This is a genomic window from Rhizobium sp. SSA_523, assembly GCF_030435705.1.
In the GTDB taxonomy this organism is placed as follows: Bacteria; Pseudomonadota; Alphaproteobacteria; order Rhizobiales; family Rhizobiaceae; genus Neorhizobium.
In genome coordinates this window covers 447799-463662 of sequence record NZ_CP129381.1, presented here as the reverse complement: position 1 = coordinate 463662, position 15864 = coordinate 447799, and the positions used below count along the sequence as shown (strand labels likewise).

At 62.9% G+C, this 15864-nt stretch carries 13 protein-coding genes; 9 read left to right on the top strand and 4 right to left on the bottom strand.

The features are described 5' to 3' along the window. Positions 1-14: 14 nt before the first annotated feature. Positions 15-908 carry a DMT family transporter gene (locus QTJ18_RS03500; protein WP_252752017.1) on the bottom strand — a complete coding sequence of 298 codons (894 nt, stop codon included), beginning with the start codon at positions 906-908 and terminating at the stop codon, positions 15-17. Positions 909-1275: 367 nt separating this feature from the next. Between QTJ18_RS03500 and QTJ18_RS03495 the strand changes: the two genes are divergently transcribed. The 7 genes from QTJ18_RS03495 to QTJ18_RS03465 all read left to right on the top strand — a co-directional run bounded on the left by QTJ18_RS03495 (position 1276) and on the right by QTJ18_RS03465 (position 9742). Next, a complete protein-coding gene (locus tag QTJ18_RS03495; RefSeq protein ID WP_289852010.1) occupies positions 1276-1779 on the top strand; it encodes an RNA polymerase sigma factor in 504 nt (167 codons plus the stop codon). A gap of 102 nt (positions 1780-1881) precedes the next feature. Then, a complete protein-coding gene (locus QTJ18_RS03490) occupies positions 1882-2838 on the top strand; it encodes a FecR family protein (protein WP_252752019.1) in 957 nt (318 codons plus the stop codon). Between the two features lie 100 nt (positions 2839-2938). After that, the gene (locus QTJ18_RS03485) at positions 2939-5395 is read left to right on the top strand and encodes a TonB-dependent siderophore receptor (RefSeq protein WP_252752020.1); all 2457 of its coding nucleotides are present in this window, start codon (positions 2939-2941) and stop codon (positions 5393-5395) included. A 110-nt stretch (positions 5396-5505) separates the two neighbouring features. Further along, positions 5506-6288 (top strand): ABC transporter substrate-binding protein, encoded by a 783-nt coding sequence (locus tag QTJ18_RS03480; RefSeq protein WP_252752021.1) that lies wholly within the window; start codon positions 5506-5508, stop codon positions 6286-6288. Between the two features lie 2 nt (positions 6289-6290). Further along, the gene (gene fhuB / locus QTJ18_RS03475; protein ID WP_252752022.1) at positions 6291-8300 is read left to right on the top strand and encodes a Fe(3+)-hydroxamate ABC transporter permease FhuB; all 2010 of its coding nucleotides are present in this window, start codon (positions 6291-6293) and stop codon (positions 8298-8300) included. Then, complete coding sequence (gene fhuF / locus QTJ18_RS03470; protein ID WP_252752023.1) at positions 8284-9039, top strand: siderophore-iron reductase FhuF; 756 nt, start codon at positions 8284-8286, stop codon at positions 9037-9039. Before fhuB ends, fhuF begins: the two co-directional genes overlap by 17 nt. Positions 9040-9409: 370 nt before the next feature. After that, positions 9410-9742 carry a hypothetical protein gene (locus QTJ18_RS03465; RefSeq protein ID WP_252752024.1) on the top strand — a complete coding sequence of 111 codons (333 nt, stop codon included), beginning with the start codon at positions 9410-9412 and terminating at the stop codon, positions 9740-9742. A gap of 37 nt (positions 9743-9779) precedes the next feature. On the opposite strand, the gene QTJ18_RS03460 is transcribed toward QTJ18_RS03465, so the two are convergent. Beyond that, complete coding sequence (locus tag QTJ18_RS03460; RefSeq protein ID WP_252752025.1) at positions 9780-10112, bottom strand: hypothetical protein; 333 nt, start codon at positions 10110-10112, stop codon at positions 9780-9782. A gap of 179 nt (positions 10113-10291) precedes the next feature. Next, positions 10292-11593, bottom strand: a complete 1302-nt coding sequence (locus tag QTJ18_RS03455) for a sensor histidine kinase (protein ID WP_252752026.1) — start codon at positions 11591-11593, stop codon at positions 10292-10294. A gap of 417 nt (positions 11594-12010) precedes the next feature. Between QTJ18_RS03455 and QTJ18_RS03450 the strand changes: the two genes are divergently transcribed. After that, positions 12011-12598: a HutD/Ves family protein gene (locus QTJ18_RS03450; protein WP_252752027.1), complete on the top strand. Its 588-nt coding sequence runs from the start codon at positions 12011-12013 to the stop codon at positions 12596-12598. A gap of 45 nt (positions 12599-12643) precedes the next feature. On the opposite strand, the gene QTJ18_RS03445 is transcribed toward QTJ18_RS03450, so the two are convergent. After that, positions 12644-13459 (bottom strand): helix-turn-helix domain-containing protein, encoded by an 816-nt coding sequence (locus QTJ18_RS03445; protein ID WP_252752028.1) that lies wholly within the window; start codon positions 13457-13459, stop codon positions 12644-12646. A gap of 283 nt (positions 13460-13742) precedes the next feature. Here QTJ18_RS03445 and QTJ18_RS03440 point away from each other — a divergent pair, with 283 nt between their 5' ends. Further along, positions 13743-15863, top strand: coding sequence for a TonB-dependent receptor (locus QTJ18_RS03440; protein ID WP_252752029.1), 2121 nt, complete (start codon positions 13743-13745; stop codon positions 15861-15863). The last annotated feature ends 1 nt before the right edge of the window (position 15864 follow it).

Here is a 15864-nt window from a genome sequence, read left to right as displayed (position 1 = left end):
GCCATCGCGTGCGGTCAGGTCAGCACGGCGCGCCGCTCCGCCATGACTGCGCGATAATTGGAAAACAGGATGATCCCGCCACCCAGGAAGACCCAGAGATCAATGGCTTCCGCATAGGCATAGTAACCGACGACAGCTGCCATGGGGACGCGCAGGAAATCGATCGGCATGACGACGGATGCGTCCAGGCGCTTGAGCGCCTGGGCCTGGCAGTAATGCGCCGCCAGCGCGCCGAGGCCGGCAATCAGCATCCAGGGAACGTCGGCAAGGGATACCGGCCGCCAATCCGTCAAGGATGCGAGGAAGCCGAGCGGCAGCTGAATGAGGATCATCCAGACGACGATCGCGACCGGCGACACCTCCCGCGTCAACTGTTTGACGAAGATGAGCGAGAGGCCGTAACCCGCCGCGGCGATCAGCACGAGGCCGGCAGCAGGGTCCACCATGCCTATTCCGGGGCGGACAATGAGCAGAACGCCGACAAAGCCTCCGATGGTGGCCAGGATTCGCGGCCTCGTCAGCCTTTCCTTCAAGAAGATGAAGGCGAAGAAGGCTACCCAGATGGGCATTGTGAATTCAAGCGCGAAAACGGAGGCGAGCGGCAGCATGACGACGCCGATCGTCCAGAGATACTGGGCGAAGAAATGGACCACATTGCGCAGGACATGCAGCCGAATGAGCTTGCGGGCCTGCAACTCGCGCAACAGGACAGGACCGAGCGTCAGGATGACGCCGAAACCGACAAGCGCCCTAAAGAACAGAACCTGCTGGATGGACAAGGTCTGCGCCAGTTCGCGCGACCCGACCGACATGCCGATGAAAGACACCATGCTGAGGGCCATCCAGCAGAGGCCTTTCAAAAACTCGGTCTGAGGCGCCTGCTGCGCGTGGATGGGATCGTCTTTCATGTCAGTCCTTCAGGGTCAAAACTTACGACCGCGCGCTGTGACGATCGGGCCACAGTGCGAGACTGGGTCCGGCCACAGATCGGCGAACGCTGAGATGGATTCGGTCAGGCTTGCATTGTCATGCTTTGCGCGCATTGCAAAGCCCAAAGAGCCGCATTGACGGCATGCGGCGCACAGAAGCCGAACACTCATTCGACCGTCAGGCGAGCGGCTGCGGGAACATGCTCTTGCTTTCCACCCTCCAGGCCGGCCGCAATGGCGAAACGGCGGGATTTTTGCGAAGGTGATGCAGCGCCGCATCTTGCAATGATCGACGAGCGGCTTAAAAGAGGAGATCTATCCTCATCTTTTAACGCGAGACCCGGATTTGGGTTGGGACCTGCAAAAACTGTTCAGAAGCCACTCGGAGGAACTCATGCGGTTCATCCGACGGGTCGGCGTTCCGGAGGATGATGCCCCCGATCTGATGCAGGATGCCTTCATGCGCCTTGCAACCGTTCGCGAAGCACAGGCCTCGATTGCCAACCCACGCGCGTATCTGTTCAAGATCTCCCGCAATCTTGCGACGGACCACGCCAGGGCGCGCACGCTCCGGCAGCGTTTCGTTCAGGTTGAAGCCCCAACCGATGTGCCTGCGCCGATGCCGACGCCCGAGGCCACTCTGGATCATCGCCGCATGGTTCAGAAGCTCGAGAAGGCGCTGGCCACCTTGTCGAAGCGGCAGCGGGAAGTTTTCCTGCTGCACAAGTTCGAGGACCTCTCCCATGCACAGATTGCCGCGCGTCTCGGCATATCGAAAAGCATGGTCGAGAAGCACATGATGAAGGCGCTACTGAGCCTCAGGACTGAGTTGGGCGACATTCTCGACTAGAGATCCTTCCCGAAATTTGGGCGGAGCCGGGTGTGGTTTTGGCCTTGTCATCCGTCTAAGATGCAAGGCAAACGGCAAATCGACGGAATGAGCGGAACTCGGATGACGGGCCCAGATGGCGGCGGAAGCACGGACCGGCAGGCGGAAGCGGCAGCCTGGTTCACACGCATGAATTCCGGCGAGGTCACACCGGCTGAAATCGATGAATTCCGCACCTGGTATGCGCGGTGTCGCGATAATGCAGCGGAATATCATCGCCTGGAACGGTTGTGGATGCAATTTGATCGTCTCCCGATCGCGTCGCGTGAGCACAAGACGCGCGCTCCGCAAAGGCTTTCCCGCCGAACTCTGCTGATTGGCGGCGGCGTCACCGCATCGGCTCTTGCTGCTGGCTGGCTCGGAAACATCCAGGATTATATCGTCAGCGACGAATTCACGGCGATCGCCGAGATCCGCGAGACGCGCCTGCCGGACGGCACCGGCGTAACACTGGATGCCGACTCGGCACTGGCCATCGATTTCTCCGACGACCGGAGAAGGTTGCGCCTTCAGCGTGGCCGCGCCTTCTTCGATGTCGCCGCCGATGGCCGCAGGCCGTTCGCGGTCGAGGCAAAGGGCGGACAGATCGAAGCCTTGGGAACGCAGTTCGTCGTCAGCATCTTTGGCGACGAAGTGAGCACGAGCGTTCAGGAAAGTGCGGTCTCCGTCACCGCGCCGAGCGGCGAGCATATCCGTCTCAGCGCCGGAGAGACCGTGTCATACCGCGCCGCCGGCCTGGGCGCGGTGGGTGTTGCCGATGCGGAGATCGACACGGCCTGGCGCCACGGGCGCCTGATCTTCAACGACAAGCCACTGAACAGCGTCGTCAGCGACGTGAACCGCTATCGCCACGGCCGGCTGCAGATCGTCGGTACGAGTCTGGAGCGGCTGCGTGTCAGCGGCGTCTTCGACGTCAAGAACCCGGACGGTATTCTGGACGCCATCGTCAGCACGCTGCCGGTCCGCGCGATCGAGGTCACGCCTCTGCTTGTCCTCCTGTTGCCGCGCGCAATCGTCTGAAAAAAAGGTCGCAAAGGGGGTGAGGCGATTGCCCCTTCGCCCGTCTTAGCACCCGAACGGCGATGAAAGCCGGCGGGGCAGACAGGACAGGACGATGATCATGACGGGGTTGGCGGGCGCGAAGAACGGGCGGACGATGAGGTTTTCAGGGCGCGCGGCCCTGCTTCTGGCAAGCGTAAGCCTGCTGCCGGCAGCGGCGTCGGCGCAATCTTCCGCGGCAACCGGGCCGAGGCTCCAGCAGGCATCCCTCTCCTATTCGATTGCCCCTGGCTCGCTCGGTTCCGCCCTGGCATCCTTCGGCAGCCGCAGCAATCTTCAGCTCCTTTATCCGGCTGACATCACGCGCAGCAAGCGGACCGCCGGCGTTTCAGGAACCATGAGCCCGGAAGAGGCTCTTGGGCGGCTGCTTTCCGGCACCGGCCTGACCTATCGTTTCACGACGGCAACGACGGTGACGATCTCCGGTCCGGCGGAGCAGGCGACGGTGAACGGCGGACAGGCGGGCGACTCGCTGACGCTGGCCCCTGTCTATGTCAGTGGCGACCAGACCGGGACCGGACCAGTGGAAGGCTATGTGGCGCGGGTAACCGCTGCGGGCACCAAGACCGATACGCCGATCATCGAGACCCCGCAGGCGGTGACTGTCGTCACGTCGGACCAGATCCGCAATCAGGGCGCGACGTCGATCTCCGATTCCCTGGCCTATACGCCCAGTATCGCCATGCAATCGGGCGCCTTCAGCCGATCCGTCGACGATCTGACCATCCGCGGGTTCAATGTCGCCAACGGCAATCTCGGAAGCCTGCGGGACGGCATGAAATACCAGTCCAACGTCTATGATGGCGGCCAGGAGCCCTACGGACTGGAGCGGATCGACGTCCTGCGCGGCGCGGCATCCATGCTTTACGGTCAGCTTTCGCCGGGCGGCGTGGTCAATGCCATCTCCAAGCGCCCGACGACGAACCCGCTGCGCGAGGTCAATCTCGAGTTCGGCACCTATGGCCGCAAGCAGTTATCGGCGGATTTTGGCGGGCCTTTGGATGACGAAGGCATTTTCAGCTATCGGTTGACGGGTCTTGTTCGCGATGCCGACAACTGGGTCGACAATACGCCGGACGACAAGGTCTATATCGCCCCGGCGTTGACGATCGCACCGGATGCTGCGACATCGCTGACGCTTCTCTCCAGCTATCAGCACTTCAATGCCGGCTTCTCCACCCCGCTGCAGTTGGACGATGTCCGAACGGGACGCATCCCCCGCGACATGTTTCTCGGCATAGACGGCTTCGACAGGTACAAGGGCGACAGCTACACGATCGGCTACGACTTCGAGCATCAGTTCGACAACGGCCTGACGCTTCGCAACAAGGCGCGCTATTTCTACTCGGACGTCAGCTGGGACTACATGATGGGCAATGTATCCACGCTGGCCAATTCCGGCGGCCGGCTTGCCCGCCTTGCAAGCGTGCGCGAGGAGGTATCCTACGGCGTCACGCAGGACACTTCGCTCGAATATACGTTCGATGCCCTTGGCGCAGAGCATACCGTGCTGGGCGGCTTCGATTATTACCGCCGCAGCTATGACAGCCATCGCTATCGCGGCGCAGGGGTGAGCCTTCTCGATCTGAGAACCGGCGCGACCCTTTCCAACCCTGCGATCAACTATGCCGTCGATCGCGGTTCGGACACGGTGGCGAACAGCTACGGCCTTTACCTCCAGGACCAGATCAAGTTCGACGATCATTGGGTCCTGCTTTTGGGCGGCAGGCAGGACTGGACGGACAGCACCGTCAGATCCTACCAGAACGGCCGCGTGACGGACCAGTCGGACAATGCGCTGACGGGCCGCGCGGGACTGGTCTACCTGTTCGACAACGGGCTTGCCCCATATGTCAGCATCGCCCAGTCGTTCCAGCCGCAGGCCGGTTCGGTGACCGTAACCGGCAATCCTTTGCAGCCGAACGAGGCGGTTCAGTACGAGGCAGGCCTGCGTTATCAGCCGGAAGGCAGCAATCTCCTGCTGAGCGCCGCGGTCTACGATCTGACGCAAACGAACCTCACGACGACCGATGCACTCGGCAATGTGTCGCAGTTCGGAGAGGTGCGGTCGCGCGGCGTCGAACTGGAAGCCCGGGCCGAATTCGACAATCTCGGCCTGATCGCTGCCTATTCCTATACCGATGCCCGGATTACCGAGAGCGCCCTGGCCAGCGAAATCGGGCAGCAGATTCCGCTCGTTCCCAGGAATGCGGTCTCTCTGTGGGCCGACTACAAGCTGGACGATCTGGGACTGGAGGGCGTCAAGCTGGGCGCCGGCATGCGCTATACCGGATCGACCAATATCTTCAATGGCAAGACGGACGCGCCTTCCTATCTGCTTGTCGACGCCATGGCGAGCATCGATCTCGGCAAGCTGACCCAGGACCTGGAAGGCGCTGAGTTCAAGGTTAACGCCCGCAACCTGTTCGACAAGAAATTCTATACCTGCACCTATTCGGACGGATGCCGCTATGGCGAACCGCTGACAGTGACCGCCACGCTCAGCTACAAATGGTAGTTCCGGCTTCGACGCGTCGACGATTTCTCTGCGGCGGCATGGCACTCAGCCTCGCCGTCGCAGCGCCGCTGCAGGCGGCGCAGGTCCGGCCGCCCCGACGGATCGTTTCGATGGATTTGCTGATCACGGAATTGCTCCTGACGCTCGGCGTCCAGCCATTGGCCATTGCCAATGTGCCGCTGTACAACCGGCTGGTTTCGGAGCCCTCGCTTTCGCCGGAGACCGTGGATCTCGGACCTTTGCAGGAGCCGAACCTAGAATTTCTCCAATTGCTGCGTCCCGATCTGATCGTCATGGCCGATTGGCAGGCAAGCGGACTGGAAAATCTCAAACGTCTTGCAAGCATTCAGACCATTTCGACCTTTGCCGGCACGGTGCCGGCGGTCGAGCACATGCAGGCGCAGCTGCGCATCCTCGCGAAGCTGGCCGGCCGCGTGGAAGCCGCTGAAGCCACCATTGCCCATTGCAACGCCGAACTGGCGGCGGCATCCGAGAGCTTCTCCCGGCGCAGCACTCCACCGCTTTACCTTTGCCGGTTCAATCAGAATGCCCGGCAGGTGGCGATTTTCGGTGGAAACGGGCTCGTCGGGGATGTCATGGCCCGTCTGGGGCTGCGCAATGCCTGGACGGGCCGGGTCAACGCCTCCGGTGTCGCGTCGATCGGCATCGAGCAACTGGCCGGAAATCCCGATGCCCGGATCGTCCATTTCGATCGCGGCCGGGAGACGGAGATTGCAATGGCCCGCCTTGCCGACAGCCCGCTCTGGCGTGCCTTGCCTGCGGTGCGCCATGGCAGGGTCAACCGGATGCCGGTGATCTATCCGAGCGGCGGCGTCGTGAGCGCCACACGTCTGGCGCAGCAGCTCGTTGCCTCCCTGGCTGGAGCAGGATGATCATGGCTGTCACCTCACCTGCGCCGCCGACCCGCTTTCCCATCACCGCGCTTCCGGTCGTGACCGTGCTTGCGGTCATGGCCGCACTTGCCCTCCTGCTGGCAAATGCCGGCGGCCTTGCGCCTTTGCAGAGGGCTGTGACGCAGGCGGCAGGGGATGATCTGCAGGCCATCCTCATCACTTACAGTCTCATGCCGCGATTTGCCATCAGCGTGATCGCCGGGCTTTCCCTCGGCGTGAGCGGCGTCCTCTTCCAGCAGATCCTGCGCAACCCTTTGGCCGAACCTGGCACGCTTGCCGTATTTTCCGGCGCCAAGGCCCTGCTCTTCTCAGCCGTGCTGTGGATGCCATCGGTCCTGGCCTTTGGTCAGCAACCCATCATCTGGCTGGGCGGACTGGCGGCCCTCGCGACTGTTTTCCTTCTCGCATACCGCTCGCAGTTTCAGCCCGTGCGCGTCATTCTGATCGGCTTGATGCTGTCTTTGAGCCTGGAAGCCTATAGCGGCGCCGCCTTTCTCGTCCACTTCGAGGAACTGAGCGACCTTCTGTCCTGGCAGACCGGCTCCCTCGTCCAGATCGGCTGGGACAATGTGACAGTGCTCCTGCCGATCCTCGTTGGCACGGGCTCTGTCGCCTGGCTGCTGCACCGGCCACTGGCCGTTCTGGATCTGGGAGACGACAGCGCCAGAAGCGCCGGCACACCGGTATTCGCCCTCAGGCTGACCGGCCTGCTGGTTGCAGCAGGCTTGAGCGCCGCAATTGCCGCGACGGTGGGGCCGATCGGTTTCGTTGGCCTGATAGGCCCGGCGATCGCGCGCGGCCTGGGTGCCAGGGGCTATCGCCGGAAGCTCGTCTACGGCGCCCTTATCTCTGCGGCGCTTTTGACGGTGGTCGATCAGGGCATTCTGCGGCTGACCGGCGGGCTCGACATTCCGGCCGGCGCCATGACCGCGCTTCTGGGCGCGCCGATCCTGATATGGCTCCTTCGCCGGGCCGGACGGCACGGCAGTCCGGAACGACCGCAGCATCTTCCGGTCCTGTCGAAAACACACGATGCCGCGGGCCCGGGCTCGCTCATCGTTGCTGTTTCCCTGCTCGGCCTCGCCTGCGCAATCGCCCTGACGCTCGGGAAATTGCCGGATGGCTGGCATTTCCAATCCGTCAGCGATATCGGCGCCGTCCTGCCCTGGCGGCTGCCGCGAATGGTCGCCGCCGGCGCCGGCGGCGCAATGCTCGCCATTGCCGGATGCCTGATCCAGCGGCTGACCGGCAACCCGGTTGCGAGCCCTGAAATCCTCGGCCTCTCCTCCGGCGGCGCCCTGGTGCTCATGATCACCATTTTCTTCCTGCCGGGCCTTGGCCGGACAGGTATGATGCTGCTCTCCGGTGCGGGGGCACTTCTGGTTCTGGCGCTTCTCCTCTGGTCCGGCCGACGGTCAGGCTTTGCATCGGAACGGATGTTGCTGGCTGGCATTGCGCTTGCGGCCCTCACCGGCGCCCTCACCTCTCTGCTCGCGCTGTTCGGCGACATGCGCGTCCAGCGGCTTCTCGGCTGGATGGCCGGATCGACCTATTCCGTGACCGAACGCGATGCCTGGCTCGCCCTCCTGCTCGCGGCGATTTCCCTGGCTCTCGTGCCCTTTCTTGCCCGCTGGCTTGCCATCCTGCCGATGGGTGCGGAAGCAACGCGCTCGCTCGGCATCGGCGTCGCCAGAAGCCGGCTGATCCTTATGCTCCTCATCGGCGCGATGACCGGTGCCGCAACGCTCCTGGTCGGCCCGCTGAGCTTTGCCGGCCTGGTCGCGCCGCATCTCGCCCGGAGCGCCGGGCTGAACCGGCCGATGCAGCAGGTCTATGGTGCGGCAATCATCGGCGCCACCTGCATGATCCTCGCAGACTGGCTGGGCCGGACTATCGCCTTTCCCTGGCAGATCCCGGCCGGTACCGTGGCAACACTGCTGGGCAGTCTCTATTTCCTGCTGCGAGGACTAAGGCATGATCGAAGAGTTTAGGCAGCTGTTTGCCGAACCACTCGTGGAGACGGGAGACCGGCTCTGTCTGTTCGACGGCAGGCCGGCAGTCATTGCCGGGCCCGTGCTCGCTGAACCGGATTACCTGCACCAGGTGCTGGCCCGCTTCGCCGGCAATTACGCGGAACCTGAACAGCGGGCCGTGGCATCGCAATGGTCCAAGCAGTATTTTTCCCACCTTCTGATGCCGGTCCTCGCAATCAACCTTGTCCTCAGCCGGGCATTGCCGGTTCGGCTGGAGGCTATGGGGGTCACGCTTGCCGCCGATGGTCGTCCGCAGCAGTTCTTTCTCGAGCATGCAGGCACGCCGGTGCCGGTATCCGAGCATTTCAGCGACCGGTTCGACGAGATCTTCGATGGGCATGTCCTGCCGCTGGTCGCCAGCCTGTCCAAAGTCAGCGGACTGCCCCAGAAGGTCCTGTGGGCCAATGTCGGCAACATTACCGAAAACGTGATCGGCTTCTGCGCCGGGATGATCGGCGAGACGCAGAGCATTTCCCACGGTCGCGACATGCTGGCCAGCCGGCTCTGGCCGGACGGACGGCGCAATATGCTTTACGAGCCGGTTCGCTACACGGTCAAGGATGGCAGATCGGTTCGCAAGCGGAAGGTCTGCTGCCTGCGCTATCTCATCCCCTCACTCAAGCTCTGCGGCACCTGTCCATTGGACGAGGTGCCGGCGAAAGAGGCGGACCGCCCCCTCTCTCGGATAGGTCCTTAGTTCGCAGTGCGGCGATTGGCTTTTGCAATGTGCGGTCTTGCCTGCTCCTGCGCGTCCGGACAGCGCATCTGGCTTCCGGCGTTGACGGAGAGCGGAAAGTGCAGCAAGCAGCAGTGCGCGGGACGATCCGGCGCGCCCGCCGGTCTGTCGCCCGACCAGCCTTCGGACAGCCATGACATATCCGGCGATCCCGGCTGAAGGAGATCAATCTGCGTGAGACCACAAAGGCGGCCCTGGCGAGCACTGGTGCGACGCGCGACGCTGATTGCGCCGGGTCTGCATCACCCGGACGTCGGCCTCGACGAGGGACCGCAACAACACCATTGCCGGCATCGCGCGCGCGATCGCCAAGGAAACCAGCGAGTAGACGATGAAACGAACCTATAGCAGCCTTCCGGTTCTCGCCGCCTTCACCGCGGCGTTCTGGTCGTATCCGCCCACCGCCTCGGCCACGCCGTCCGACTGGCAGGTCAAGAAGTGTCAGATCTACCGGTCAGCATGGAATGATCTGCCATCGGTTATGGATACGACGCGCTTCACCCCAAGCTTCAAGGCCCTGAACGAGACGTTCATGGCGGCGGGATGTCTCGACCACACCGCCATATGTCCGCAGAACCCGGCCGAGATCCAGGCGGCGAACATCCTGACGATCGCCGCGATGAATGGCGGAACGGCCAGCACTTTCCTGCCGTTCCGCTGTTGAGCCCCAGTCTGTCGCGGTGGCGGACAGGACTTTGCGCTTAGCGCCGGCACTCGCGCCGGTCGGGATCGCGCCGGCAGCGGTCAAAGCGGGCGCGGTCGGCCATCTCCTGTGCATTCCTGGCGATCTCCTGCGTCATGCGCGTCCGCTCGAGCGATTCCATTTGCGCAGCATCCCGCCGACCCTGTTGTTGCAGCATGCAGGCCGTATAGGCGCGCGACCCGTAAGGCGCTCCGAAGCTCTCGCAGGTGCTGGCGCCCTGGTAACGGCGCTCTTCGTCGGACACACATCCGGCGAGCGTCGCTCCGAGAAGAGTGAGGGATGCGACCATGAGCGCCATGCGGCGATAATGGATATGAGGGCGTTTCTGCATTCTGTTCTCCTATAGGGATGGGATACCGGCAAACCATGCCGGTACGGGCCAAGCCAAGGGCGCCCTTTTGAAGCGCGCCCATTGCCCGGAGAGGCAAAGAGCAGCCAAAAAGATTGCAGCAACATTGTCGGGACGAAACGCTCCTGGCTTTGCTCGCGCAGCACTTTGCCAGTTCGGTCTCAGTTCATTGCCTTGAAAACCAGCTGAACCAGGGCACCACCTCCGCGTGTCTGGGCGATTGCAAGGCGACCGCCGTGATGCTCGACAACCTGTTTGACGAGGTTCAGGCCCAGGCCGGCGCCGGATGAGCGCGGCCGCAGCCGGTAAAAGGGTTCGAGAACCCGCTCCCGCTCCTCGACCGGGATGCCTTCGCCATTGTCTTCGACTTCCACACACGCACCCTTCACCCGCACGATCACCGCTTGCCCGCCGTGCTCGGCGGCGTTCTGGATGAGATTGGTCAAGGCCCGTTCGATCGATCCGCTGTTACCCATGATCAGACCGGGCGTTTCGATGATCACCTCGATCGTCTTGTTTGCAGCAATCAGAACCGGGGCGATATCGGCCGCCACGCCGCGCGCCAGGCGCGCAAGGTCGATTCGCTCGGTGGGTGCGCCATTGTCGAGCCGATGAAGATCGAGCAATTGTTCGGCAAGCGTTGCAAGCCGCGAGACGTCGGGCAGGAGACCCTGCAGGGCGCCCTCCTCCGCGGCCTCTATCTTCATTCTGAGAATGGCGATCGGTGTGCGCAATTCGTGAGCGGCAGACGCAATGAACCGATGCTGACGCTCATGGCCCTCGTCGAGCCGCTCGAGCGCATCATTGACCGCCCGGACAAGCGGACCGATCTCGCGAGGCACCTTGTCCTCCGAAAGCCGCACGCCTCGACGCTCCGCATCGATCCGCTGCGCCTCCTCCGCCGTCTTCATGACGCCGGCGAGGGCGCGCTTCACGATGATCGGCGTCGCGATGACGGAGAGCAGCGCGAGGGTAAGAAAAATGGTGGCGGCCACCACATTGGATGCCATCATGATGAGAGCCGTGAAGGGTTTGACCGTGCCATGGGCGATAATTTTCATCGACCCCGCTGGCCCCGTCTCCTGCCGCACGATGGCGGACAGGGTAAAGGGCGCGAATTCACCCCGCATGTCCGCAGAGGACAATTTGTCGAGATGGGGAAGGAGCGGCGCAAATTCCGGCGGGACCTGGCCGAAGGAGACGACCGTGCCATCGTCGAGCTTGGCGGCAAACCAAAGATCCGGGGCCTCGCTGCGAAGCCGCGCGAGTTCCGGCGTGACCGTCACGACGGCTGTTCCTGTCCTGTCGCGGAGGATCGACTGCGCGGCGACGTCCACGATCGCCTCCTCGACATACATGCCGTCCAGCCCCGAATTCAGGAAAAAGACGATGAAACCGATGGCTGCCGCGGCCACCGCCAGGAACTGAAGGATCAGCTGCCGGATGACCAGACGCGCCTTCAAGGACGGGTGACGGCGCCTCAATGTCCGACTTTGGGCAGATCGCCCACTCCGCCTGGAGCAGGCGCGTGGACAGCCTGCCCGAAGTATCCAACCGCACGCGTCGAGCCGCTCTTCCAATCCTTCACGGGTTTCCTGCGCTCTTGCAGGCCCCGCAAGCCTTTTGCTGCGCGGGCCTCAGCGTCGATCGGTCCTGACGTCATGTCACCTCTGGCATGTTGGCGCAGCCGATGCTTTCGTGTCGCGCCGGCCAAATCGGCCTTCAAGCTCATGGCATGTTTTCTGCAACTGCGGCAAGCGAGCCGGTGCCATTCTTGCGGCCTGGGCAAAAGCTCGTGTAAGAGGCGTTTGAACCGGAGAGGCTTTGGACGTCTGAGCCTTCCCTCCTGCCCCTGCCCTGCTCCGGCGCCCGGATTGGTCATGAAGCTCTTTCGCCAAATCGATCACAAAAGAATGCCTTGGAAGAATGGCGGTGGAGAGACGGTGGAAATTGCCGTTTTCCCGGAAGACGCCGGCCTTTCCGATTTCGACTGGCGCGTCAGCATGGCGACGGTCGCAAGCGACGGCCCGTTTTCCGTCTTTGCCGGCATAGACCGGACCCTGTCGATCCTGAGCGGAGCGGAGATGCAGCTGGAGATCGGCGGGCGGGAGCTGCACGTTCTGACAACGCAGAGCGAGCCGCTCGCCTTTCCGGCAGACACGCCCGTTGCGGCGAAACTGGCGAACGGCCCGATCACGGACTTGAATGTCATGACGCGGCGGGGTCGATACAGCCACGGCGTCCGGCGGATCGATGTCTGCGGGAGCTTGGACCTGGTGCCGCAATCGTCCGTCACCATTCTCCTGGTCGCCGCCGAGACGCTCTCCCTTGTCTCTGACGGGCAGACTATCGCCCTGATGGCAATGGATGCGGCCAGCCTGCCCGCCGGATATCCGATCAGCCTGAGCGGCAAGGGAATGTGCTATGTGATTTCGATCGACCCGGTCGATCGGACGACGCAGGCCTGATCCCCGCCAGCCAGACGTGTCAGCCGGTCCTGTCAGCCGGTCCTGTCAGCCCTGGCGCTTCAGCGAGCCGGGGGCGATGCCGAACTGCTTGCGGAAGGCAGAGGCGAAATGGCTGGTATTGGTATAACCGAATTCCGTGGCGATCGACGCGACGGAGCCATCCGCATCCAGAAGGCGACGGCGGGCCGCCTGCATGCGTTCTTTCTGGAAGAGGTTGTAGGGGCTGTCGCCATAAAGCGCGCGGAAGCCGCGCGTCAGGCTGGGCAGGCTCAGCCCGGCATCGCGGGCCAGATCCGCAAGCGCCGGGGCGAGACTGAGATCGGAAAGCAGCCGGTCGCGCGCCTTGTGCAGGCGCTGGCGCTGCGCCTCTGAAACTTTGCCCTCGCCGGCCTCCGTCCGCGCTTCCAGAAACAGGCCGATGATGAGCATGCTCTGAGCCTGAAACCACAATGAATGCCTCGCCTGCCGGTCGCCCTTTGCGACGAGCTGCAGCGCCTCGCCGAGAAGATGCGCCGTCGCCATGAGTTCGCCGCCCCGGTGGCCTCCCTGGAAGCCTCCCGATCGCAGCATTTCGCTCAGGTCCGGATCGACATCGCGGCACCAGGTCTCGAACAGATCCCGCCGGATCATGATCGACAGGTTTTCCACCAGCCCGCTCTGACGATAGATCCCGCGCCGGCCCGGGCCGTATTGGATGGTGCCGGCATTCTCGCCGATCACGTGCTCGCCGGCGCCATTGCCCTGGAAAATGCAGGCCGCTGCGCCGTCCATGCGGCAGTTGAAGCTGAAGAAAATGCGATCCGCATCATCCAGCAGCGCCATGTCGACCGTCTCGGCGAACCATCCCTTCCAATACAGCAATTCGAGGCCATCCTGCACGGGAAGGAAAGCGCTTTCATATCGATGCGGTCCGGCCTGGCCCGCGCGGTCCTGCGAGAGAAAGCTTGAGATCAGCCGATGGCTCTCCCGCTCCGGGGGAAATCCTGATGCTGAGGTGGTTCCGACAGAAGGTCTTCGGGATGCTGATGGCATGACAATCATGAGTTTGATTGGAAGCGGTTGATCTTTGACTCTATCGGGGCGGAAAAGCAAACAGAATAGTTGATAGATGAACTCATGTATTTCGAGACTGGAAAGCAAGTTCATGCATACTGCCTTCTTCCGCCACCTCCACAATGCGACAAGTCTGTCCTGCGCGCTCTTTACCCTCGTCCTTCTGCTGCCGGCAGTGGGCCAGGCGCAGGATGGGAAGGCTCGCAGGCCGGGCGCGAATGACGACACAGTTTTGGAAAGGGTGACGGTCTCGGCCACTGGCAGTGGCTCGGCCGGCCATACGCCCTTCAGCGCGAAGACGATGGAAGAACGACGGCTGAAGACGGTCGAGGACGTTCTGAACGCGACGCCCGGCATCGCCATCAATTCCTGGGGCGGCAACCATTTGTCGACCACCTATGTGCGGGGTGTCGGCGGCATGTATCCGATGAACATGGACGACAGCCTCCTGTCGTTTTCCGTCAATGGCAGCTCCATGAATGCTCGCTATCTCAGGCTTGGCACGCTGGATCTCGACAGTATAGACGTGTTGAAGGGGCCGCAGGGCACTCAGTCCTCCGCCTCAGCCAGCGCTGGCCTCGTCAGCATGACGCCGCGACTGCCATCGCAGGAATTCGACGGCTATATCGGCAGCGAATTGGGCACCGGGCGGCAGCACACGGTGGAGGGCGCGATTGGCGGCGGCCTGACGGAAGACCTCAGCGGGCGCTTCGCCATGCGCTATTCCGGCGAGAACCACTGGATCGACAGGCTGGCGGATGGAGAGCCCATCAGCAAGCCCAGCGATTTCGCCGTTCGCGGCAGCCTCTTATGGGATATTGACGACGCGACCTCGGCGCTTCTCACGCTGGAGCGGCAGGATTCGCGGGCCTGGCCTACGCTTCTGGTTCTGCGTCCCTATCCGGATCAGCCGGTGCTCGACCTTCCCGCCGGCTTCTACAATGATGTGCGCCAAACGATCGATCGGGCGGCATTGAAGCTCTCGCATGATTTTCCAACCAGCCGCATCACATCGACCTCGTCCTTCTACCATGCCAAATCCAACGAGGCGCTGGTCTACGACAAGGCACTGATGGCGGCTCTCTACCACTCGCCATCACTCTACTGGCGGCAGGAAAAGCCCGATGAACATGTGTTCGACCAGGATCTGCGCTGGTCGTCCCTGGAGGGCGAGCGTCTCGAATGGGCGCTCGGGCTGTTTGCCGAACATGCCGACCGCTCCTATGACAGCTGCAGCTTCGGGCGCTATTGCACCGCCTTTCGCGACTTCGACACAGATCGCTACGGACTTTACGGCAATACGGTGCTGCCGCTGACCGATCGGCTGAAACTCGACGCCGGTCTGCGCTATGAGCGAAGCCGCACCCGGTTTGATGCCACCTATCATGGCTCAGCCGGGATCAGCACCGATTCGCGGGAGCTCACGGAAGATGCGCTGACAGGCAAGCTCGGCCTGACCTATGCTCTGACGCCAGACCTGGAAATCCATGCCCGTGTGGCGCGCGGCTTCAAGCCCGGCGGCTTCAATGTCTATTCGACGCAGATCGCCGAAGGCAGCCCGTTCCGCGGCGCGACCACCGATTCCGTCGAAGCCGGTTTCGACGCCGAATTCGCCGCAGGCCTGTTTTCCCTCAGCGGCGCGGCCTATCTCAACCGCGTCGAGGACAATCACCTGCTCTCCTACGACTCCAAGACTTTCCTCGTGAGCGCGCTGAACGCGGATACGCGCGCCAAGGGTGTTGACCTCAGCGCGGGCTGGCATCCGGGCAATGGCTTCGACCTCACGGCCGGGCTCAGCTATGTGGATGCCGATATCCGTTCCAGTATCTTTGGCATCGGTGACGGCGACGTGCTGACCGGCAACAAGGTGCCCGACGCCGCATCCTGGAGCGCGACGGCGAGCCTGTCCTACACGCGGGACCTGGAGCCCATGCTGGGCATGACGGAGCCGCAGCTGATCACCCGGATCGATTATCGCTATGTGGGCAAGCGGCCGGCCGATCCACAGAATCATTTCGATCTCGATGGTTACCACAAGCTCGATGCCCGCATTGCCCTCGCGGAAGGCAAGACCGAGTTCTACCTGCGCGGCGAGAACCTGCTGGACGAGAAATACGACCTCTATGCCTATGATGCGCCGGCCTCCGGCGTCCGCTACGGCGCCATGGTCCGCGGCCGTGCGGTCATGGCTGGCGTGACACGGAAGTTTTAGA

Excerpts from the sequence above, each read along its gene's own strand:
- QTJ18_RS03440 (WP_252752029.1), top strand. The coding sequence starts at position 13,743 with ATGCATACTGCCTTCTTCCGCCACCTCCACAATGCGACAAGTCTGTCC.
- fhuB (WP_252752022.1), top strand. The coding sequence starts at position 6,291 with ATGGCTGTCACCTCACCTGCGCCGCCGACCCGCTTTCCCATCACCGCG.
- QTJ18_RS03480 (WP_252752021.1), top strand. The coding sequence starts at position 5,506 with ATGGATTTGCTGATCACGGAATTGCTCCTGACGCTCGGCGTCCAGCCA.
- QTJ18_RS03460 (WP_252752025.1), bottom strand. The coding sequence starts at position 10,112 with ATGCAGAAACGCCCTCATATCCATTATCGCCGCATGGCGCTCATGGTC.
- QTJ18_RS03465 (WP_252752024.1), top strand. The coding sequence starts at position 9,410 with ATGAAACGAACCTATAGCAGCCTTCCGGTTCTCGCCGCCTTCACCGCG.
- QTJ18_RS03490 (WP_252752019.1), top strand. The coding sequence starts at position 1,882 with ATGACGGGCCCAGATGGCGGCGGAAGCACGGACCGGCAGGCGGAAGCG.
- fhuF (WP_252752023.1), top strand. The coding sequence starts at position 8,284 with ATGATCGAAGAGTTTAGGCAGCTGTTTGCCGAACCACTCGTGGAGACG.
- QTJ18_RS03450 (WP_252752027.1), top strand. The coding sequence starts at position 12,011 with ATGAAGCTCTTTCGCCAAATCGATCACAAAAGAATGCCTTGGAAGAAT.
- QTJ18_RS03485 (WP_252752020.1), top strand. The coding sequence starts at position 2,939 with ATGACGGGGTTGGCGGGCGCGAAGAACGGGCGGACGATGAGGTTTTCA.
- QTJ18_RS03500 (WP_252752017.1), bottom strand. The coding sequence starts at position 908 with ATGAAAGACGATCCCATCCACGCGCAGCAGGCGCCTCAGACCGAGTTT.